Raw genomic sequence first — 21,650 nt, 5'->3', positions numbered from 1 at the left:
CGGGGCCCCGGCCGCCGCACCCGCGGCGCCGGGGCCCCGGCCATGACACGCGGCCGACTCACGCCTCCCCTAACCTGCGGTGCATGGGATCCCCGTTCGACGTCACCGTCGCCGAGATGCGCCGCCGCACGTCGCTGAAGTGGCACACGTACCCCGACGACGTGCTGCCGGCGTTCGTCGCGGAGATGGACGTGCAGCCGCTCGACGCCGTGGTGACCGCGGTGACGGGCGCGATGCTGGCCGGTGACACCGGCTACGAGGTGGGCCCGGCGAGCCCGCTGGGGACGGCGTACGCCGAGGCGTTCGCGGGGTTCGCCGCCCGGCAGCACGGCTGGGACGTGCCCGTGGACCGCACGCGGATGGTCCCCGACGTCATGCTGGGGATCGTCGAGGTGCTCGGGATCCTCTCCCGGCCCGGCGACCGTGTCGTGATCAGCCCCCCGGTCTACCCGCCGTTCCGCGGGTTCCTCGAGCACGCGGGACGCCAGGTCGTCACCGCCCCGCTCGCCCCGGACGGTCGCCTGGACCTCGCGGCGCTCGACCGCGCGTTCGCCGGTGCGTCCGCGTACCTGCTGTGCCACCCGCACAACCCGACCGGCACGCTGCACACGGCGGACGAGCTGCGCGCCGTCGGCGAGCTCGCGGCACGTCACGGCGTGCGCGTCGTCGCCGACGAGATCCACGCACCCCTCACGGTCGGTGACGAGCCGTTCGTCCCCACCACGACCGTCATCCCCGACGCGATCTCGCTGCACTCCGCGTCGAAGGCCTTCAACCTCGCGGGCCTCAAGGCTGCCGTGGCCGTCCCCGGCCCCGCCGCCGACGACCTGGCCCGCCTGCCCGAGATCGTCGGGCACGGTGTCAGCCACGTCGCGTCGATCGCGCACCAGGCGGCCCACCGGGAGGGCGACGCGTGGCTCGGGGACGTGCGGGCGGCGGTGCGCGCCAACGGTGACCTCGTCGAGCAGACGCTCGCGGAGCGTCTCCCCCAGGCGTGCTGGGTGCGGCCCGCGGCGACGTACTTCGCGTGGCTCGACGTGCGGGCGATGCCCGCCGTGGTGTCGTCGGGCACCGACCCGGCACGGCTGCTGCTGCTGCACGGCCGGCTCGCGGTGAACTCCGGGCCGACGTTCGGCCCGCAGGGCGCGGGGCACGTGCGTCTCAACCTCGCGACGTCCCGCGAGATCCTGAGCGACGCCCTCGACCGGCTCGTGACCACGCTCGCCGCGCGCTCCTGACGCCCGGGCCGGCGGGAACAAGAGCTGGATTGCTCTCTCACCACCTCGGGGGTGGCTGGACTGCGCTCTCACCACCAGACCCCAGGTGGTCAGAGAGCAATCCAGTCCTACGTTCGGGGGTGGAGGTTCCCCCCTCACACCTCCGAAGAGGGCTGGACTGCTCTCTCACCACCTCGGGGTGGCTGGACTGCTCTCTCACCACCACAGGGGTGGGCGCCCTCGTGGAGGGCGCCCACCCGGTGGGATGAGTCAGCCGGCGGTGGCGGGTGCCTCGATGGGCGTCGCGGGGGCGCCGTGCTGGATCTCGACGCGGCGCGGCCTGGCCTCCTCGGCCACCGGCACCGTGAGCGTGAGGACGCCGTCGTTGTAGGTCGCGCTGATGCGGTCGAGCGCGAGCCCGCGGCCCACCGTGAGCTGGCGGGCGTACGTGCCGACCGGGCGCTCCTTGGCCAGCCACTGCACGTCGTGCTCGGTGCGCGGGCTGCGCTGCGCGCGGATCGTCAGGGTGCGGTCGTCCACGCTGACGTCGATGGTGCCCGGGTCGGCGCCCGGCAGGTCGACGTGCAGCACGTAGTGGTCGCCGTCGCGGTACAGGTCCATCGGCATGGTGGCCGATGCGCGGTCGGACGCCAGGACCTGCGCGAGCACGCGGTCCATCTCCTGGAACGGGTCGAAACGAGTAGCCATGCCCCATCACCTCCTCGACGTGGGTCCGGTCCCCCCGGATCCCGGTGCTGCCCCGGCGGTCCCCGCCACCGGGTGGCTACACGTCAAGAATTAGCACTCGTGCACTGAGAGTGCCAACCGCTCAGCGGCTCGATTTCGCTGCAGGCGAACACCCCTGCCAGGCCCTCAGGCGGAGCGGTCGACCGATCGCCGGTCGTCTCCCGTGAAGCCGGCGACGAAGCCCAGGAGACCCTCGACGATGCGGACGTCGGCGTCGAGCCACGGCACGTCCAGCCACTGCCCGGCGGGCAGCCACCGCAGCTCGTCGTGCTCGACGAGCGGTTCCGGCCCGCCCTCGAGCACCTCGGCGAACCACAGCCGCATGACGTACTCGTCGGAGATGCGCCAGGCACCGCCGTCGGGCCCCAGGAGCTCGACACCGAGCCCCACACGCACACCGAGCTCCTCGCGCAGCTCACGGTGGAGCGCGTCCTCGGGGGTCTCGCCGGGTTCGACCTTGCCGCCGGGGAACTCCCACCGGCCGGCGAGGCTGGCCGGGGTCGCACGACGGGCGGCGAGCAGCAGCCGGGGATCGTCGAGGTCGTCGACCACGGCGGCGGCCACGACCAGCACAGGACTCATGCCTCGAGTGTGCCAGCCGTCTGTCACGGCCGGGTCACGACACTGTGCCCGGCTGCTCACGTCGTCCGCACAGCCGGGGAGGACCGGCCGGGCCGAACGCGTGAACGTGGGTGGTACGGGTGCGGAGGGATCTCTCCCGCCCCTCCGCAGGGTGGTGACGTCAGCGGATGCCGTGCGCCTCGGCCCACGCGACCGCCTCGGCGCGCGTCGACACGCCGATCTTGCGGTACACGCTGCGCACCTGGGACTTCACGGTGTTGCGGGTGACGAACAGCCGCGTCGCGATGTCCTCGAGCGTCACGTCCTCGGTCAGCTCCGCCAGGACGACCCGCTCCCGGCGCGTGAGCGAGTGTGCACCCAGGATGTGCGGATCCACGGTCGTGTCCAGCATGCTCATGATGTCCTCCGGTGGGCGGCGGGCCCGGGCTCTCCGGCCCCGCGTGGGCTGCGTACCGGATGAGAGCGGCACACGTCGGGGTTATGACGCGACTTTCGCCGATTTCTCTGAATCACCGTGAGACCCCCCCGCGGTGCCGATCGCTGCACCTGTCAGACGACGCCCAGGCCCCCCTGATACATCACGGTTGAGACGTCGTCACCAGCACTGTGCGCCAGATCACCCGTTCGGGCAAGCACCCGGACGCATGGACGGCCGTCCAGGTCGTCACCCGAACGGGCGCACCCGGGCGGATGCCACCCGAACGGCTCAGGGGTTCAGCGCGCCGTACTCCTCGGCGGAGAGCAGCGGACCCGTGGACGTGACGTCGACGCGCAGGAGCCAGCCCTCGCCGTACGGGTCGGAGTTGACCAGCGACGGGTCGTCGACCGCGGCCTGGTTGACCTCGACGACGCGCCCCGTGACGGGCGAGAACAGCTCGGAGACCGACTTGGTCGACTCGATCTCCCCGATGACCGAACCCGCGGCGACGTCCGAGCCGACCGACGGCAGCTCGACGAACACGATGTCGCCCAGCGCGTCGGCGGCGACCGCCGTGATGCCCACCGTCACGGGCACCGAGGCGTCCACCCACTCGTGCTCGGCGGTGTACTGCAGCGTCTCGGGCAGCTCGGCAGCCATGGGTGCTCCTGTCGGGTCGGGTGGTGCGGACGTGCGGGCGGACCGCGTGCTGCGGGCCGTCACCGAGGACGACGGTAGAAGGGAAGTGCCACGACGCGCACGGGTTCACGCCGACCGCGCACGTCGACCGCGAGCTCGGCGCCCTCGGCGCTCATCTCAGGCGTCACGTACGCCATCGCCACGGGGTACCCGAGCGTCGGCGACGGCGCCCCCGACGTCACGGTGCCGACGACCGGCGCGTCCGGCGCCGTGGACGCGAGCACGTCGTAGCCGTGCCGCGCCGCACGACGCCCCAGGCCCCGCAGCCCCACGAGCACGCGCGCCGGCGGCGAGACCTTGCGGGCGGCGAGCGCGTCACGCCCGACGAAGGGCACCGGCGCACCGTCCGCGTCGACCTTGTCGAGCCGGACCACGCGGCCCAGGCCGGCGTCGTGCGGCGTGGTGGTGCGGTCCAGCTCGTTGCCGTACAGCGGCATGCCGGCCTCGAGGCGCAGCGAGTCGCGCGCCGACAGGCCCGCGGGGACGAGGCCGTGGTCCGCCCCCGCCGCCAGCAGGGCGCGCCACAGCGCGGGCGCTCGGTCCGCGGCGACGAAGAACTCGAACCCGTCCTCGCCGGTGTAGCCGGTGCGTGCGACCAGCACCGGTGCGCCGTCGAACCGCATCGGCAGGCACGCGTAGTAGCGCAGCGACGCGGGCGTGACGTCCGCGGGCCCGGCGGGGTCCGAGGTCAGCCCGGCCAGCGCCTCGACGACCGCGAGCGCGTGCGGCCCCTGCACCGCGACGAGCGCGGTCGCGGCGGAGCGGTCCACGACCTGCACGTCGAGCCCCGTGCCGCCCGCCCGCTCGCGCAGCTCGGCCAGGACCACGTCGTGGTTCGACGCGTTCGCGACGACGAGGTACTCCGCGTCGCCCGTGCGGTACACGACGAGGTCGTCGATCACCCCGCCGTCGGGCTGCACGATCATCGTGTAGCGCGCACCGAGCACCCGCAGGCCGCTGAGGTCGCCGACGAGCGCACGGTCGAGGAACGCGCCCGCGTCCGGCCCGGCGACCTCGATCTCGCCCATGTGCGACAGGTCGAACAAGCCGGCCGCCGTGCGGACCGCGGTGTGCTCCGCGAGGTCGGACGTGTACCGCAGTGGCATCTGCCACCCGGCGAACGCCGTGAGCGCGGCGCCGAGGGCGACGTGCTCGTCGTGCAGCGGCGAGCGCAGCTCGGTCATGGGGACTCCTGGCGTGGCGTCGGGTCGGACGTCGGGCGTCGGCGTGCCGGGGGCGCTCATCGCACGTCGTCCGCGTACGCCTCGACGGGCGGGCACGAGCAGACGAGCTGACGGTCGCCGCGGGCGCCGTCGATGCGGCGCACGGGCGGCCAGTACTTGTCGGCGCGCAGCGACGCGAGGGGGAACGCGGCCTGCTCGCGGCCGTACGGCTGCTCCCACCGGTCCGCGCTGACGGACGCCGCGGTGTGCGGCGCCTGGCGCAGCGGCGAGCCCGCCAGGGGCCAGCGGCCCTCGGCGACGTCCGTGATCTCCGCGCGGATGGCGACCATCGCGTCGACGAACCGGTCGAGCTCGACGAGGTCCTCGCTCTCGGTCGGCTCGATCATGAGCGTGCCGGGGACGGGGAACGACAGCGTCGGCGCGTGGAAGCCGTAGTCCATGAGCCGCTTGGCGACGTCCTCCGCGGTGACGCCGGTGGCCTTGGTGATCGCGCGCAGGTCGAGGATGCACTCGTGCGCGACCAGGCCGCCGGGGCCCGCGTAGAGGACGGGGAAGTGCTCGCGCAGGCGCGTGGCCAGGTAGTTCGCGGCCAGGACGGCCGTCTCGGTCGCGCGGCGCAGCCCGTCCGGCCCCATGAGGGCGACGTACGCCCACGAGATCGGCAGGATGCCGGCCGAGCCCCAGGGCGCGGCCGCGACGGGCGCGACGACGGGGCCGCTCGCACCCGGCACCGGCGCGCCTGCGGCCCCCGGCGTCGGGTCGCCCGGCAGGTAGGGCGCGAGGTGCGCCGCGACCGCGACGGGCCCGACGCCCGGGCCGCCGCCGCCGTGCGGGATGCAGAACGTCTTGTGCAGGTTGAGGTGCGAGACGTCGCCCCCGAGCTCGGCCGGGCGGGCCAGCCCGACGAGCGCGTTGAGGTTGGCGCCGTCGATGTAGACCTGCCCGCCCGCGGCGTGGACGAGGTCGCAGACCTCGCGCACGTGCGCCTCGTAGACCCCGTGGGTCGAGGGGTAGGTGATCATGATCGCCGCGACGCGGGGGCCGTGCTGGTCGAGCTTCGCGCGCAGGTCGGCGAGGTCGACCTCGCCGTCCTCGGCCGTCGCGACGACGACGACCTTGAGGCCCGCGAGCGCGGCCGACGCCGCGTTGGTGCCGTGCGCCGAGGCGGGGATCAGGCAGATGTCGCGGTGCTCGTCGCCGTCCGCGCGTCGGGCCTCGTGGTACGCGTGGATCGCGAGCAGCCCGGCGAGCTCGCCCTGCGAGCCGGCGTTCGGCTGGACGCTCACGGCCGCGTAGCCCGTGATCTCGGCCAGCCAGTCCTGCAGCTCGGTGACCAGCGCGGCGTAGCCCTGCGTCTGGTCGGCGGGCGCGTACGGGTGGACGTCCGCGAACTGCGGCCAGGAGATGGGCTCCATCTCGGCGGTCGCGTTGAGCTTCATGGTGCACGAGCCCAGGGGGATCATCGTGCGGTCGAGCGCGAGGTCCTTGTCGGACAGGCGACGCAGGTAGCGCAGCATCGCGGTCTCGGAACGATTCACGTGGAACACGGGGTGCGTCAGGTAGCCGGTGGTCCGCGCGAGGTGCGCGGGCACGTCGGCCGGGCGGGCCCCCACGAAGCCGACGTCGTGGGAGCCGTCGTCACCGGGCACCAGTCGCGTCGTCCCGGCGTCGGCGAAGGCGAGCACGACCGCCAGCAGGTCGCGGTCCCGCGTCGTCTCGTCGCACGCGACCTGCACGTGGTCGTCGTCGGGCGCCCACACGTTGACGCCACGGGCGGCCGCCGCCGCGACCACGGCCCGCGACCGGCCCGGGACCCGGGCGCGCACGGTGTCGAAGACGTGCTCGTGGACGACCTCCACGCCGACCTCGCGCAGCACGTCCGCGAGGCGGACGGCCGTGCCGTGGACCCGCCGCGCGATCTCCCGCAGCCCGTCGGGCCCGTGGTAGACCGCGTACATCGACGCGACGATCGCGAGCAGCGCCTGCGCCGTGCAGATGTTGCTCGTGGCCTTCTCGCGGCGGATGTGCTGCTCACGGGTCTGCAGCGCGAGCCGGTAGGCCGGGGCGCCGTCGGCGTCGACGGACACGCCCACGAGGCGCCCGGGCAGCGTGCGCTCGAGGCCGGTGCGCACGGCCATGAACGCGGCGTGCGGACCGCCGCCGAACAGCGGGACGCCGAAGCGCTGCGCCGAGCCGACCGCGACGTCGGCGCCGAGCTCGCCCGGCGACGTCACGAGCGTGAGCGCCAGCAGGTCCGCGGCGACCGTGACGAGGGCCCCGCGCTCCTTGGCCGCAGCGACGAGCGGCCGCAGGTCGCGCAGCGCACCCGACGCCCCGACCTGCTGCACGACGACCCCCACGAGCGGGCCGTCGACCTCCGGCAGCCCGTCGGTGAGGTCGGCGACGACCACCGGCAGCCCGACAGCGGCCGCGCGTCCGAGCGTCACGGCGAGGGACTGGCCGAACAAGTCGGCGTCGAGGACGACCGTGCCCGTCGTCGCGCGCGAGGCCCGCCACATGAGCGCGACGGCCTCGGCGACGGCCGTCGCCTCGTCGAGCAGCGACGCGTTGGCCACGTCGAGCCCCGTGAGGTCGGACACGACGGTCTGGAAGTTCAGCAGCGCCTCGAGCCGGCCCTGCGCGATCTCCGGCTGGTACGGCGTGTAGGCCGTGTACCAGGCGGGCGACTCCAGGACGCCCCGGCGGATCACCGCGGGGGTCACCGTGCCGTAGTACCCCTGGCCGATCATGGGGCGCAGCACCTGGTTGCGCTCCGCGATGCCACGCAGAGCCGCCAGCACCTCCTCCTCGGAGCGGGCCGCGGGCAGGTCGAGGGGACGCTGCGTGCGGATCGCGGCGGGCACCGCCGCGTCGACCAGCGCGTCCAGGTCCGCGTACCCGAGGGTCGCGAGCATGCGGGACGTCTCGTCGCCGCGCGGGCCGATGTGCCGGTCGGCGAACACGTCGGCGGCGGGCGAGCGGACGGGCGCGGTGGACGGGGGCGCGGACGCGGCGGCAGCCACGGACGGCACGGCCAGATCGGTCACGAGATCGGTCACGGGCTGCTCCACGGGGTCGTCCGGTCGTGACGGCGCACGGACCGGGACGGGCAGGGGCTCCCCGCTCTGTCATCCACCCCGTACGGGGTGACCTGAGAGTTTTGCCGGTCCGCCGTGGGCGTCGTCCGCGGACGGACGAGACCCCGGGGCGCGCCGGCTTGCACCGTCGGTGGGCACCGGACCTTGCCGGCGCCGCTTTCCAGAGTTGCCTGGCCACGGCGGTACGGGTGCCTGAGAGATTCGGAGGGAACTTGCTCCTTCGGCGCCCCGCACGACCACCCGGGGGCGGCCGGCGGGAGCTCTCCCGCCGCGGTTCGAGCAGCGTGTTCAGTTGTGCTGGATCTGCCGGTCAGCCTACGGCACCGGCCCCCGCTGCGGGCGGCGGCGGCCGCCGGACCACCCGCACGGGGCGCCGACGCCGGACGGGGCGACACTGGTGGGGTGGAGCCGGTCCACGGCCCGGCGACGGAGCACGGGCTGGAGCAGCACGCCACGCTGACCACGGTCGCGCGGCAGCTGCTCGACGTGCTGGCCGCGACGCAGGCCGACGTCGACGCGGACGTCGACGCCCGGGTGGCCGCCAACCCGGTGCTCGTGCGCGGGACCCCCCGGCGGTGCCGCTGGTGCGCCTCGCCGCTGCGCCGCGGGCGGTGCCCGACGTGCAGCGGCTCCGGGGCCGACCTGCGGTCACGCGACCCCGCGGCACCGGCCGACGAGCGCGACCGGGTCCGCCTCGACGCTCGCGCCCTGGTCCCGCCGGGTGCGGAGGACGACGTCGACGCGGCCGTCGCCCTCCTCGACGACCGCGGCCTGCTGCCCTCCGACGCACCCGACCCGCCGGCACCTCGGCTCGCGGCCGCCCTGGCCGCGGTGCGCGCCGTCGCACCCCCCGGCACCGCCGAGCGGGGGCTGCACGCGAGCCTCGTCGCGCAGGCGGGCTGGCACGTGCGGCACGGCGCGCCGGACCTCGTCCTCGTGCTCGTCAGTGACCACCTCGCCCGCATCGGCACCCCCGACCTGGCACGGCACGTCGGTGCGTCGGGCGCGGCGCTCGAGGCGGCGATGCGCGTCGTGCGGCGCCTGACGCCCGCACCGCTGCCCCGCGGCGCGTCCGACGGCCCCGCGACGCCACCGGACGTCGTCGTCCGTGAGGTCGACGGGCGGCTCGTCGTCGACGCGCTCGGGCCGGAGGACCTCGGGATCGGGCTCGACGACGAGCTCACCGCACTGCCGCTCGAGGACGCCGCCGCCGCGTGGCGGGACGCCCACGTCGCGGCCGCCCGGCAGCTCGTCTACCTGCTGGGACGGCGGGCCGACACGCTGCGGCGCGTCACCGCGGTGGCCGTGGACGTGCAGGAGGGGTTCGTGCGGCACGGGCCGTCGGCGCACCGGCCGCTGACGCGCGCGCAGGTCGCCGCGCGCCTGGGGCTGCACGCCTCGACCGTCTCGCGCGTCGTCGCCGGGGCGGTCGTCGCGCTGCCGGGCCGCCGCGTGCTGCCGCTCGCCGACCTGTTCGGCACGTCCCACGCGGCGCGCGACGCGGTCGCGGCCCTGTTCACGTCCGACGACCCCCCGCGCACCGACGCCGAGGCGACCGAGCGGCTCGCGGCCCGCGGGATCCACGTGGCGCGCCGCACGGTGGCCAAGTACCGCGCGACCCCGTCCGCCGCGCGGTGAGCCGCGCCGACGTCGCGCCGGCGGTTGGTCGTCGCTACCGAGGCCCAGGTGCGCGACGACGACCAGGTCGCCGGGTGGCGGCTCGGGGGTCAGCCACAGCCGGCTCGACCACTCACGGCCACCGCCGCCACCGCTGAGGTGCGCGAGGAACGGCGCGTTCGGCGCGGGCCAGGCGCGTCGGGCGGCTGCGGTCGGCCCGGGACGACGGAAGCGGGCTTCGTGGGTGCGAAGAGCTCTTCGTACCCACGAGCCCGCGGCCCCCGCACGCCCGTGGCACGGAACGTGCATGTAGCGGGGTGACGGAGTCCGCAGCGGGGAAAGGGATGCGCCCATGCATGACATCGACCGAGCCCTCTTCGAGATGGGCCAGGAGAACGCCTGGGAGGGCGAGTCCGAGGACGAGCTCGGCGGGCAGGCCGAGATCGGCCTGGCGACCGAGCTGCTCGAGGTGACGTCGGAGGAGGAGCTGGACCGGTTCCTCGGCAACGTGCTGAAGAGCGCGGTGAGCGCCGGCAGGGCGTTCGCCTCGTCGGACGCCGGCCGCGCCGTCGGCGGGCTGCTGAAGTCCGCAGCCAAGCAGGCGCTGCCGCACGTCGGGCGCATGGTCGGTGGCGCCGTGCCGTGGATCGGCGCCGACGCGGGCGGCAAGGTCGGCGGCTTCGTCGCCGGCAGGCTCGAGGCCGACCTCGAGGGCCTGTCCCAGGAGGACCGCGAGTACGAGGTGAGCCGCGCGTTCGTGCGCTTCGCCGACGAGACCGCACGGACCGCGGCCGGCGCGCCCCCCGGGGTGCCGCCGCAGGTCGCCGCCCAGCGTGCCGCCACCGCCGCGGCCCGCCGCCACCTGCCGCCGCTCGCCCCCGTCGTCGCGGGCATGCGACCGCCCGCACCCGGCGGCCCCACGCGGCCCGGCGGCCACCGCACGACCGGCCGCTGGGTGCGCCGCGGCCGCAACATCGTCCTGCTCGACGCGTGAGGAGAGGTGCCATGACCTACCAGAGCAACGACCAGCGCGAGTGGTCCGGCGAGGTGTCCCTGCAGGAGTGGGAGCTGCCCGGCGCGTCCGGTGAGAGCGAGTGGTCCGGCGAGTCGGAGTCGGAGTCCGAGTGGTCGGGCGAGGGCGAGTCCGAGTGGTCCGGCGAGTCCGAGTGGTCGGGCGAGAGCGAGTCCGAGTGGTCCGGCGAGTCCGAGTGGTCCGGCGAGGGCGAGTCCGAGGACGAGCTCGCGTACGAGCTGCTCGAGATCACCTCGGAGGAGGAGCTCGACCAGTTCCTCGGCAAGCTCGTCAAGGGAGCGGGCAAGTTCCTCAGCTCAGGCGTGGGCAAGGCCGTCACCGGTGCGCTGAAGAACGTCGCCAAGGTCGCCCTGCCGATGGTGGGGTCGGCGATCGGCAGCTTCGTCGCACCGGGCGTGGGCACCGCGATCGGCGGCAAGCTCGGCTCGATGGCCTCCAAGCTCCTCGAGGCCGAGGAGGCCGAGGCTCTCGGCGAGGAGGAGGCCGAGCTCGAGGCGGCCCGTCGGTTCGTGCAGCTCGGCCGCGCCACCGCCCGGTACGCGGCCGCCGCGCCGCCCTCGGTGCCGCCGCGGACCGTGGCCCGCAGCGCGACGATCGCCGCCGCGCGCCGCTACGCGCCCGCGCTGGTACGGCCCTCGACGCCCGGGTGGCGCAGCCGGCGCGGCCAGCGCGTGGGACCCGCGTACGGCCCGCGCACGGGGCGGTCGCAGGGCCGCGGGTACGGCTCGTCCGGCGGGTACGGCGGCGGGTACGGCTCGTCGGGCGGCGGTCGGCCGCGCGCGTCGTCGTGGTACGGCGGCGACGGCCGCACGTCGTCCGGCCGGCCCGGCCGCCGTCGCGGTCCGCGCCCGGGCCCGCGGTGGGGTGCGTGGGGCGGTGACGCCTGGCCCGTCGCCGGCCCGTGGCCCGGGTGGAGCACGCCGTGGGACGACGGTGCCGACGTCTGGGACGGTGCCGACGACGGCACCGGCGAGACCGGGTTCGAGTTCGCATGACCACGCGTGCGGACCGCGACCCCGTCCCGGACGGCGCCGCCCTCGCCCCGGCGCTCGTCGCGCAGGAGGCCGAGGCGCTGCTCGTGCGCCTCGGCCGGCTGCGCCCGTTCGTGATGACCGAGACGATGGTGCTGGCGGCGGCGCTGCCGTACGACGCCCACCGGGCGATCGAGCGGTTCCTGCACGTCGGCCGCACGGCCCTGCGGGACGACGTCGAGGGCTTCCTCGACTGGCTCACCGGCCCGGGTGCGGCCGCGCCGGCGTGGGAGCAGCAGCGCCGGTTCGTCGCGATCCGCATGCGGTTCAACGACGTCCTGTCCCAGCTCGACGTGTTCGCCGAGGTGGTGACGCAGCGCAGCGAGCAGGGCACCGGCGTGTGGCTGTCGGGCCTCGACCGGCTGGCCGCCGACGCGGTCGGCATGCCGGACCCTCCGGTCGAGCCGCCGCCGCTGGTCTGCTACCTGGCCCGGGGCGCCGGCGCGGCGATCCGCCGGGCACGCACGCGGCTGCCGGGCGGGCGCCTGTCGCCGGTCGCCGTCATCCGCGTCCCGCGGGAGCGGATGGTGGGGCACGGCGTCGCGTCGTCCCTGATCCACGAGGTGGGCCACCAGGTCGCGGCCCAGCTCGAGCTCGTGCCGTCCTTGCAGGACGCGATCGCGCGGCGACGCGCGCGTGCGGGGCCGGCGGAGGCCGCCGCGTGGGCCGGGTGGCACTCGACGGTCTCGGAGTGCGTCGCGGACCTGTGGTCCGTCGGCAAGCTCGGCATCTCCTCGACGCTCGGCCTGCTGGCCGTCGTGAGCCTGCCGCGCTCCCTGACGTTCCGGCCGCCGCGGGGCGACCCGCACCCCATGCCGTACGTGCGGGTGCTGCTGTCCGCGGCGATCGGGCGCGCGTTCTACCCGCACCCGCAGTGGGACGCGCTCGTCGCGGCGTGGAAGGCCTGCTACCCGGTGCAGGACGTGACCCCGGAGCTGCGGGCGGACATCGCCCGCCTCGAGGGCACGGCCGACGACCTCGCCGACCTCATGGCCGGGCACCGGCCGCCCCTGCTCGGCGGTCGCGCGATCGCCGACGTCCTGCCGCTGGCGACGCGCACGCCGGAGCGCCTGCTGGCGCTGCGGCGCACGTGGGGCGACGACCTGGGCGTGCTGGCCCGGCGCCCCCCGACGCTCGTGTTCGCCGTCCTGGGCCAGGCGCGCGGCGCCGGGCTCGTCGCCCCGCAGCAGGAGTCCGCGGTGCTCGCGGACGTGCTGGCCGCGTGGGCGGTCCGCTCGTCCATCGACGTCATGGCGCGCCCCCATCACGCGCGTCCCCGTCCCGCACACCAGCGCCCCGCGGCACCCGTCGCGGCCAGCGCCCAGCCCTGAAGGGAAGAGCCATGGTCAAGATCCAGACGCCCCGGTTCGTCGACGGCGAGGTGCGGTTCACCGCGACCGAGCTCGTCCGCCACCACCGGTACGAGGCGCGGCTGGTCGGTCCGGCGGAGTTCGGGACGATCGACCGCCCGGTGCAGCCGAACGCGAGCGGCACCGCGGCGAAGGTCGGCGTGCCCCTCGCCGACGCGCCCTCCGGGCCGTACGTCGTGCAGGTCGTCGACGTCGGCGTGACGCCCGAGGTCGTGGTCGCGGAGAGCGAGTTCCACGTGGTCGGCACGGTGACGGCCGACGAGGAGCCGCCGCCAGCGCGCGTGCAGCTCGCGCGCACGGCGACCACCCCCACGAACGACGTCGTGCTCACGCAGGAGATCCTGCGGGTGACGCGGGCACGGCGGTTCGCGGAGTACCAGCTGCACGTGGACCGCTCGCTGCAGCGCGAGACGAACGGCGCGTTCTCGCCCGCCGCGTACGACGTGATCCTGCGCGCGACCCGGGAGTTCCTCGAGCGCGACACCACGACGATCATCGACCCCGGCGGCAACTACCTCGAGGGCGGCAACCTCCCGTACCTCGAGAACGTCGCGAGCCGCTACCCCGACGCGCGCCTCGGCCGCACGGCTGCGGACGGCGTGGCGGACATCGACGAGGAGCTGCTCGCACGGCCGGCGCCCGTCGAGCTCATCTGGACGTACTGGAACGAGGAGGGCGCGGGGTTCCAGGCGATGAACCTCATCCTCGCGCGGTTCCAGAACCGGCGGCTGCCGAACGGCCTCGCGCTCGAGCGGTTCTCCCTGAGCTACCTGCGACCGCTGCGCAACCTGCTGTACACGTGGGGCGACCACGAGATCGACCGCCTGACGGTGCGGCGCCGCGCCGCGGAGTACGAGTACGAGTACGGGCTGAGCCTCATCGGCCGCGCCGTGCCCGGCTCGTTGCAGTACGTGGAGCGGCGCAGCCAGTTCCTCGAGTCGTTCCACACGCTGCTGCACGAGGCACTGCGGTTCCACCGGCTCGACGACGACACCACGGTCGTCGCGGACGGGTTCCCCGTCCTCAACGCGCTGCGCGACCTGCACCGGACCCTCGCGCCGGGCGCGGAGAACCAGTTCGACGGTGTGGCCCTGCAGTCGCGCATCGAGACGATGGCCATGCAGTACGTGCTGGCCCAGCCCGAGATGCGCGAGTTCCTGGGCGGGCGGCCGATGGTGCCGTACGAGGAGCCCTGGATGGACAAGGTCGACACGGTGCGCACGCTGTGCGGCTGGGGCGACACGTCGGTCATGAGCTTCCACGAGCTCGCGGTGCACGGCGAGCAGCTCGTCATGAGCGTCCGCTGGGGCGACTGGAGCGACATCTCGCTGACGGCCGACTCGGCCGCCAACTGGGCCCGCCTCATGCGCGACCCCGTGCACCGGTACGTGCACGCGTACCGCACGGTCACGGGGGTGGACCTGCAGCTCGGGGTCGACGCGACGATGCCGGCCGTGCTGCTGGCCCGCCGCAGCCGCGCACGCGTGCGGGCCTAGGGGCGTGCGACGTGCTCGACCTGACGTCCTCGCTGTTCCTCGGCCTGCACCACGCGGCAGGCGGCCCCGGCGGGTGGCCGTCCCTGACGACGGGCCGTGCGGCGGCGCTCGACGAGCCGGCGGCCGCCCGCCGGGTCGCCGCACGCGTCGCGGCCCGGCTCGGGGCTCCCGCCGGCGTCGTGCACCGCTCGGCGCTGCACGCGCTCGTCGACGTCGTGGACGTGCTCGCGCCGTCGGCCGTGCTGGTCGACGTGGCGGCGTACCCGCTGGTCAGGCTGGCGGCAGGTGCGACGGCGCCGGTGGTCCGCACGTTCGGGCACCACGACGTCGACGACGTCGCGCGGCTGCTCGCCGGCGAGCCCGCGGGGCGCGGGACCGGGCGGGGCGCGCGCATCGGGTGGGGCGCGCGCACCGGGCGGCGGCCTGTCGTCGTCACGGACGGCTGGTGCGCCGCGTGCAACCGGCCCGCGCCGCTCGCGGCGCTCGAGCGCGTCGTGCGCGCGGCGGGCGGCACGCTCGTCGTCGACGACACGCAGGCGTTCGGCGTCCTGGGCCCCGGCGGGTCGGGCACGTGGCGCTGGGCCGGTGGGCGGCCCGTCGGCGCCGTCCAGGTCGTGTCGCTGGCCAAGGGCCTCGGGGCGCCCCTGACGGTGACGACCGGGCCGCGGGACGTCGTCGCGCGCCTCGCGGTGCACGGCACGCGCTGGCACGCGAGCCCGCCGACCGCCGCGGACCTGCGGGCCGCGGACCGCGCGACCGACCCCGCGGGCGGCCCGGCGCTGGCGCGGCGCCGGCGCCGCCTGTGGTGGCTGGTCCGGGCGCTGCGCGCGGGTCTGTTGCGGTGGGGGCTCGCGGTCGTGGGGCGCCCGTTCCCCGTCGTCCACGTGCGCGTCCCCGACCCGGCACAGGTCGCACGCGCGCTGCGCGGGCGCGGCGTCCGGGCCCTCGTGCTGGCCCCGGCGTGCCTGCCGGAGCCCGTCCTGACGTTCGTCGTCACCGCGGAGCACGCACCGGCCGACGTCGAGCGCGCGCTGGCCGCCGTCCGGGACGCCGTGCGGGGCATCGAGCGCGTGCCCCCCGCCACGGGGGTCCCGCGATGATCGTCGACGCCCACTGCCACGCGGGCCTGGGCGACGTCATGCCCGACCCGCTGGGCGACGAGCGCCCCGACGCCGCGCTGCACCGGTACGCCGCCCGCGCCCGGCGCGCCGGCATCGACCACACGCTGCTCATGGCCCCGCCGTCGGACGACTACCCCGCCGCCAACCGGCGGGTCGCCCGCATCGTGGCCGCCGACCCGCGCCGGTGGACGGGTGTCGTGTTCGTCGGCACGCGCGCCGACGCGGGCCGCATCGGGGCCATGGTCACCACGGCCGTCGACGCGTGGCGGTTCCGCGCGGTCAAGGTGCACTGGCGCGACGGCCCGATGACCGACGAGGTCGCGCGGGTCGCCGACGCCCGCGCGCTGCCCGTCGTGCACGACCCCGGCGGTGACGTCGACCAGGTCGCGCACTTCGCCACCCGCTGGCCCGACGTCGCGTGGGTGATCCCCCACCTGTCGTCGTTCGCCGACGACTGGCGCGCGCAGACCCGGTTCGCCGACCTGCTCGTGCGGCTGCCCAACGTCCACACCGACACGTCCGGCGTCCGCTACGTCGACGTGCTGCTCGACGCCGTCCGGCGGGCGGGCGCCCACAAGGTCCTGCTCGGGACCGACGGGCCCTACCTGCACCCGGCGGCCGAGCTCGCGAAGGTCCGCGCGCTGCCGCTCGCGCGCGAGGACCTCGCCCTCGTCCTGGCGGGCAACGTCCGCCGGCTCGTCGCCGCCGTCCGCCGGACGCCGGCCACCACCCCCCTCCCGGTGTGAGCCGGGGCCGATCCACGCGAGGAGACCGACATGTCGAGCATCATGATCGAGCCGGGGACGATGCTGCCGGCGCCGCCGCTGTCGACGAAGGCAGCACCCCGGTACGTGGGGCTCGGGTTCGCCGAGGTGAAGCCACACAACGTCCGCGGGATCCTCGCCGGGCTGCAGAGCATCCAGAAGCACAAGCTGAAGACGGGGCTGCCGTACAAGCAGGCGTTCCTGCTCACGTACCGCCACCAGCCCGGCGATCCCGCGCCGCGCGCCGTCACGCCGTACCTGCTGGTGCCGAGCACCGCCCGCACGACGGCCCCGGCCCGCCCCCCGGACAAGAACTTCGGTGCGTGGCTGGGCTCGCTCGGGGAGTGGTACGCACTGAGCCCCGCACCACTGGCCCTCCCCGCTCACCCGGAACCGTGGTGGGGCACGGACGTGGGGCCGGTCGTGCGGGGGTCGATGGTCGAACCGCTGGTCAGGTACGCGTTCTTCCGGTTCTCGAACTACCGCGACGCCCATGCCCTGAGCCCGCGCAAGCAGCCGCAGCAGCAGGGCGCGGACGTCGCGTGGAAGGAGGTCGCGGAGTACCTCTACGAGCTCGCGTCCGAGCTGGGGTCCGTGGGCTGAGGACGGGCCTGCGCCGCCGTGCGGTAGCCGAGCGCGCGCCGGCTCACGCCGAGCAGCCGGGCGGCGGCGACCGTGCCGCCGCCCACGTCGAGGGCGACGCGCGTGGCGACGTCCGCCGTGCGGGCCTTGAGCTCCTGCAGGCCGACCCCCGCGCTCAGCGCTCCCCGCACCGCGCTCTCGAGCCCGGACTCCCACGGGCTCCCAGCGGTGAGGGACGACGGGTGCGGCGCGGTGACGGTCGGCGCGGTGACGGTCGGCGCGGTGACGGCCCGGACGGGACGGTCCTCCGGGGGCAGGTCGCCCGGTGTCACGGGGCCGTCGCCGACGTGCCGCGCGGCCACCCGTGCCGCGAGCTGCCGCAGCTCGCGCACGTTGCCGGGCCAGTCGTGGCCGCGCAGCGCGTCCGCGACCTCGCGGGACACCTCGGGGGCGTCGGCGGCTCTGCCCCGGGCCTCGACCGACGGCCGGTGGCGCGCCGCTGCGACGTCACCGCCGAGCCGCTGCTCGGCGAGGAAGTGCCGGAACAGCGGCAGCACGTCGTCGCGGCGCTCGCGCAGCGGCGGGACCCGGAGCGTCGTGGCCGCCAGCCGGTGGTACAGGTCCGCGCGGAACCCCTCGGTCCGCAGGTCGCGGTGGGTCGCGGCGACGAGCCGGAAGTCCGTGCGGCGGCGCCGCGTGCCACCGACCGTCTGGTAGGTCCCCTCCTGCACGACGCGCAGCAGCGCGGCCTGCAGCGCCGCGGGCAGCTCACCGACCTCGTCGAGGAAGAGCGTGCCGCCGTCGGCGCGCGCGAACGCGCCCTCGTGGGCGGTCGCCGCACCCGTGAAGGCGCCCTTCTCGTGACCGAAGAACTCGCTGCCCGAGAGCGTCGGCACGACGGTCGTGCAGTCCAGCAGGACGAGCTCGCGCTCGCGTCGTCGCAGGTCCACGCGGTGCACGATATGCGCGGCGAGCTCCTTGCCGGCGCCCGTCTCCCCCAGCAGCAGCACGGGTGCCGTCGACCAGCGCGCCACCTCGACGAGGTCCCGCAGGAACAGCCGCCAGGCCGACGACGTGCCGATCGCACCGGCCCGCCGGGCCTCCGCACGGACGAGCTCGTCGACGTCCTGCCACCGGCTCAGCCGGTCGAGCACGGGACGCAGGTCGCCGCCCGTGAGGTGCACGACGTCCGCCGCGCCGCACGCGAGCAGCGACCACGGGTCGACGTCGACGCCGGGCGCGAGGGCCACGAGGACCCGGCCGGGGCGCTCGGCGAGCCGCGCGGGGTCGGGTGCCGCGTGCGGGTCGGTCAGCAGCACGACGCCGGGCTCGTCGGGCGCGACGCCTCGCCCGTCGGCGTCCGCCGCGTCCGCGTCGCGCAGGCCGGCTGCGGTCAGCCGCGCACGGGTCGCCGCGTCGCAGGGCGCTGCGACGCGGAACCACGCCATGCCGGCCCCCGTCCGCCACGCGGCCGAGCGGGACCCGCGGGCCGCGGCGTCACCGGACCCGCGCCGACCCCCACCGACCGACGACGCTCCCCCTGCGTCGGGGCAACCGCACGGCACCGCGAGCGGCGTCCGGGCGTCCGGCTCCGCAGCGGTGCGGCCCGGTCTGCTCCCGTCCCGGCAGTCTCTGCCCCGGTCGGACCCCGGTCAAGGGCGGGCCCGTGATACATGACCAGGCCACCGGATCGACGCGCCGGGCCTGGAGGCTTGACGTTAAACCTCCCGACCGGACAGCATTCGGACAACCCGCTCCTGCAACGCTGCAGACGGCGGGCCCGTCGTGGGCGTCATGGGCGCCCGCGGCAGCCGCAGGGGGAAGCAGCACCGCGATCCCGGCCCTCGACGTGGAGGGCAGGTCGTCCGCATCCTCCTGCCGGTCGGCGACCGAGGAGGAGTTTCGATGGGGATGACTCGCAGAGGGCCACGCGGCGCGCAGCGCAGGACGACAGCCGCGGTCACAGGGGCCGCGCTCGCACTGGGAACGGCGGCAGTGATGGCACCACCAGCAGCAGCAGCCGAGGGCGTCGCGCCCGACCCGTGGGTGTCGGTGACGCCCGAGGGGTACTACCGGTTCACGGCACCGCAGGCGACGGTCCAGGAGATCGTCGGCGGCACGCCGCAGGTCGTTGAGCTCCAGGGCAACATCGGCCCCGCGGGCACGTGGTCCGACCTGGCCATGGACCCCAGCGGCACGGACTACCCGACGCAGGTCGGGATCCTGGACCCGGGCCTGTACTACTACCAGTACACAGCGACGTTCCCGGACCGCACCAAGAAGTCGTTCCGCAACCCGGACGCACCCGCGGCGATCAGCTCGAAGCCGACCTGGAGCACGTTCTTCGTGCCCGGGCCGTCCGTGCAGTGGATGTCGGACGTCGCCAACGGCGGCGACGTCGCCGAGCTGACGTACGACAGCCCCGCGGCGGGCGACGAGCGGACGACGCTCGTCTGGACGCCCCCCGGCTACGACGCCGAGCGCGCCGAGGCGTACCCCGTGCTGTACCTGCTGGCCGACGACGGCCAGTCGGCCGACGAGTGGACCGAGCTGGGCCGCGCGCGGCAGGTGCTCGACAACCTGGCCGCCGAGGGCGGGCTCGCGTCGATGGTCGTGGTGATGGCCGAGGTCGGCGGCGCCGACCCGCGCGCCGAGCTGCTCGACGGTGTCGTCGCGGCCGCGCGTGACGCGTACCACGTCGCGGACGACGCGTCCGGGCAGGCGGTGGCCGGCATCGGCACCGGCGCCGAGCAGGCGCTGACGCTGCTGCGCACCGACCCGGGTGTCTTCAGCGAGGTCGGCGCGTTCTCGGTCGAGTTCTCCCAGCGCCCCGCCGACCCGAACCGGTCGGAGGTCGCGGCGATCAACGAGGGCACGGACCGCGTGCGCATCTACGTCGGCAACGTGCTCGACCCGTCGTACAACAAGACCCACGACCTGCTGCGCACGTTCGAGCGCACGGGTGTCGAGCACGAGTTCGACGGCGTCGACCCCGACACGGGCGGCACGTGGGACACGTGGCGCGAGGGCCTGCGCGACTTCGCGTCGCGCGTCTTCCAGGACGACGCGGGCCACGGTCCGCGCGAGGGGCACCGCCCGCTCGACAGGAAGTACACGGCGCCGGCGACCGGCTCGATCTCGACGCCGCACGTCGACGAGGACGGCATCGTCACGTTCGAGACCGGCACGCAGTTCAAGGACGCGAAGGACGTCACCGTGTGGGCCAACTGGGCTCCCAACGGTGCGTGGTTCCGTGTCCCGATGACCAGGGTCGGGGACCGCTGGCGCCTGCAGATGGGCCCGCTCGACGGGTTCTACTACTACCGGTACGTGGTCGACGGGGTCGACGTCAAGGACCCCGAGGACAAGGTCAACACCCTCACGGGCGTCAGCCCGCTGTTCGTCCCCGGTGAGACGGACCGCATGCTCGGCGACCTGCCCGCGGACGAGCGCGGCGAGGTCTCCCTGCTGACGTACGACAGCGCGGTCGCCGGCGAGGAGCGCCAGGCGTACGTCTGGACGCCGAAGGGCTACGACGCGAACCGCGCCGAGCCGTACCCCGTGCTGTACCTCAACCACGGCGGTGGACAGAACTACGGCGACTGGGTCGAGGTGGGCCGTGCGCCGCAGATCCTCGACCACTACATCAAGGACGGCGCGATCGTCCCGATGGTCGTCGTGATGGGCAACGGCAACTCGCCGGACTTCCCGGCGGAGCTCGTCGAGAACCTCGCGCCCGCGGCACGGGCCGAGTACAACATCGCCGACGACGCCGCACGGCAGGCGATCGCCGGCCTGTCGATGGGCGCGATGAACACGCTCAACACGTGGCTCACCCGCCCCGGTCAGTTCGGGTGGATGGCCGCGTTCTCGGGCGGGCTGTTCTTCAACACCCCGCAGTTCGACCCCGCGCTCGTCAACGCCGAGACCCGGATGGCGCGCGTGTACACCGGTGACGTCACCGACTTCACCTACCAGGCGACGATGGACCTCCTGGAGCTGCTGGAGACCAACGGCATCCACCACGAGTTCGCCGGCGTCACCCAGGGCCCGCACGGGTTCGACACGTGGTCGAAGAACCTCGTCGACCTGCTGCCGCGCCTGTTCCGCGACCCCGCGAACACGCAGGGTGTCGAGCTGCGGGCCGTCGTGCCCGAGGGCGAGGACGGCGTCCTGGCGCTGTCGGTCGCGGACGACGGCTCGGGCGTCACGCTCGACGGGCCGCAGAACACCGGCACCGCGCTGCGGTTCACCGGTCAGCTGCCCACCGTGACGGTCACCGACTCGCGCTCGGTGTCCCAGGCCGGGGTCACCGGCTGGGCCGTCACGGGTCAGGCGTACTCGTTCGAGTCCGCCACACGCCTGCTCGACGGGAAGCACCTGGGGTGGACCCCGCGCCTCGAGAGCCCGCGCGCGGGCCTCGCCGCGGGCGACGCCCGGGCCACGGCGCTCGGCGGCGGGGAGGGCCTGGTCGTCCCGGGTCGCCTCGCGTCGGCGACGCCCGAGGGCCGGGTCGGCACGGCGACGATCGGCGCGGACCTCGTGCTCGACGTGCCGGTCGACACGACGCCCGGCGAGTACACGGGCACGCTCAGCCTGTCGCTGTTCCCCGTCGACTGACCCGACGAGGACGGCGAGAGAGCAGTCCAGTCACGTCGAGCTCGTGCTTCGGCGGCCCACGGCCCGCCGGA

The 21,650-nt window shown here is 75.2% G+C and carries 17 protein-coding genes and 1 riboswitch; of the genes, 10 read left to right on the top strand and 7 right to left on the bottom strand.

From position 1 onward, the window contains the following. Positions 1–83: 83 nt before the first annotated feature. Positions 84–1,238, top strand: coding sequence for a MalY/PatB family protein (locus KKR89_RS00485; RefSeq protein ID WP_208196763.1), 1,155 nt, complete (start codon positions 84–86; stop codon positions 1,236–1,238). A gap of 249 nt (positions 1,239–1,487) precedes the next feature. Here the strand turns inward: KKR89_RS00485 and KKR89_RS00480 are convergent, their stop codons facing one another. The 6 genes from KKR89_RS00480 to gcvP all read right to left on the bottom strand — a co-directional run bounded on the left by KKR89_RS00480 (position 1,488) and on the right by gcvP (position 7,870). Beyond that, positions 1,488–1,925 (bottom strand): Hsp20/alpha crystallin family protein, encoded by a 438-nt coding sequence (locus KKR89_RS00480; protein WP_208196762.1) that lies wholly within the window; start codon positions 1,923–1,925, stop codon positions 1,488–1,490. 165 nt (positions 1,926–2,090) lie between these two features. Next, positions 2,091–2,546, bottom strand: a complete 456-nt coding sequence (locus KKR89_RS00475) for a (deoxy)nucleoside triphosphate pyrophosphohydrolase (protein ID WP_208196761.1) — start codon at positions 2,544–2,546, stop codon at positions 2,091–2,093. A 160-nt stretch (positions 2,547–2,706) separates the two neighbouring features. Then, the gene (locus tag KKR89_RS00470; RefSeq protein WP_208196760.1) at positions 2,707–2,943 is read right to left on the bottom strand and encodes a helix-turn-helix domain-containing protein; all 237 of its coding nucleotides are present in this window, start codon (positions 2,941–2,943) and stop codon (positions 2,707–2,709) included. Positions 2,944–3,252: 309 nt separating this feature from the next. After that, positions 3,253–3,624 (bottom strand): glycine cleavage system protein GcvH, encoded by a 372-nt coding sequence (gene gcvH / locus KKR89_RS00465; protein ID WP_208196759.1) that lies wholly within the window; start codon positions 3,622–3,624, stop codon positions 3,253–3,255. 59 nt (positions 3,625–3,683) lie between these two features. Next, positions 3,684–4,847, bottom strand: coding sequence for a glycine cleavage system aminomethyltransferase GcvT (gene gcvT, locus KKR89_RS00460; protein WP_208196758.1), 1,164 nt, complete (start codon positions 4,845–4,847; stop codon positions 3,684–3,686). A 56-nt stretch (positions 4,848–4,903) separates the two neighbouring features. Continuing rightward, positions 4,904–7,870, bottom strand: a complete 2,967-nt coding sequence (gene gcvP, locus KKR89_RS00455; RefSeq protein ID WP_251141083.1) for an aminomethyl-transferring glycine dehydrogenase — start codon at positions 7,868–7,870, stop codon at positions 4,904–4,906. 245 nt (positions 7,871–8,115) lie between these two features. Further along, positions 8,116–8,223: riboswitch (glycine riboswitch) on the bottom strand. 124 nt (positions 8,224–8,347) lie between these two features. Here gcvP and KKR89_RS00450 point away from each other — a divergent pair. From KKR89_RS00450 to KKR89_RS00415, 8 genes are all read left to right on the top strand, one after another. Then, the gene (locus tag KKR89_RS00450) at positions 8,348–9,583 is read left to right on the top strand and encodes an RNA polymerase factor sigma-54 (RefSeq protein ID WP_208196757.1); all 1,236 of its coding nucleotides are present in this window, start codon (positions 8,348–8,350) and stop codon (positions 9,581–9,583) included. Between the two features lie 331 nt (positions 9,584–9,914). Next, entirely contained in the window at positions 9,915–10,556 is a 642-nt protein-coding gene (locus KKR89_RS00445) for a hypothetical protein (protein ID WP_208196756.1), read from the top strand. 11 nt (positions 10,557–10,567) lie between these two features. Further along, on the top strand, positions 10,568–11,590 hold the full coding sequence (locus tag KKR89_RS00440) for a hypothetical protein (RefSeq protein WP_208196755.1): 1,023 nt from the start codon (positions 10,568–10,570) through the stop codon (positions 11,588–11,590). After that, a complete protein-coding gene (locus tag KKR89_RS00435) occupies positions 11,587–12,957 on the top strand; it encodes a hypothetical protein (RefSeq protein WP_208196754.1) in 1,371 nt (456 codons plus the stop codon). The genes KKR89_RS00440 and KKR89_RS00435 overlap by 4 nt, the downstream gene beginning before the upstream one ends. 11 nt (positions 12,958–12,968) lie before the next feature. Next, positions 12,969–14,492, top strand: coding sequence for a hypothetical protein (locus KKR89_RS00430; protein WP_208196753.1), 1,524 nt, complete (start codon positions 12,969–12,971; stop codon positions 14,490–14,492). A gap of 11 nt (positions 14,493–14,503) precedes the next feature. Then, entirely contained in the window at positions 14,504–15,592 is a 1,089-nt protein-coding gene (locus tag KKR89_RS00425; protein ID WP_208196752.1) for an aminotransferase class I/II-fold pyridoxal phosphate-dependent enzyme, read from the top strand. Further along, a complete protein-coding gene (locus KKR89_RS00420; protein ID WP_208196751.1) occupies positions 15,589–16,359 on the top strand; it encodes an amidohydrolase family protein in 771 nt (256 codons plus the stop codon). Before KKR89_RS00425 ends, KKR89_RS00420 begins: the two co-directional genes overlap by 4 nt. Positions 16,360–16,389: 30 nt before the next feature. Next, positions 16,390–16,980 carry a hypothetical protein gene (locus KKR89_RS00415; RefSeq protein WP_208196750.1) on the top strand — a complete coding sequence of 197 codons (591 nt, stop codon included), beginning with the start codon at positions 16,390–16,392 and terminating at the stop codon, positions 16,978–16,980. Here the strand turns inward: KKR89_RS00415 and KKR89_RS00410 are convergent. After that, entirely contained in the window at positions 16,944–18,407 is a 1,464-nt protein-coding gene (locus KKR89_RS00410; RefSeq protein ID WP_208196749.1) for a sigma-54-dependent transcriptional regulator, read from the bottom strand. The two genes, KKR89_RS00415 and KKR89_RS00410, sit on opposite strands and share 37 nt — an antisense overlap. A 550-nt stretch (positions 18,408–18,957) precedes the next feature. Here KKR89_RS00410 and KKR89_RS00405 point away from each other — a divergent pair. After that, positions 18,958–21,579, top strand: coding sequence for an alpha/beta hydrolase (locus tag KKR89_RS00405; RefSeq protein WP_208196748.1), 2,622 nt, complete (start codon positions 18,958–18,960; stop codon positions 21,577–21,579). Positions 21,580–21,650: the final 71 nt, after the last annotated feature.

This window comes from Cellulomonas dongxiuzhuiae (assembly GCF_018623035.1).
Taxonomy (GTDB): Bacteria; Actinomycetota; Actinomycetes; order Actinomycetales; family Cellulomonadaceae; genus Cellulomonas; species Cellulomonas dongxiuzhuiae.
This window is presented reverse-complemented; position numbering and strand designations above follow the sequence as displayed.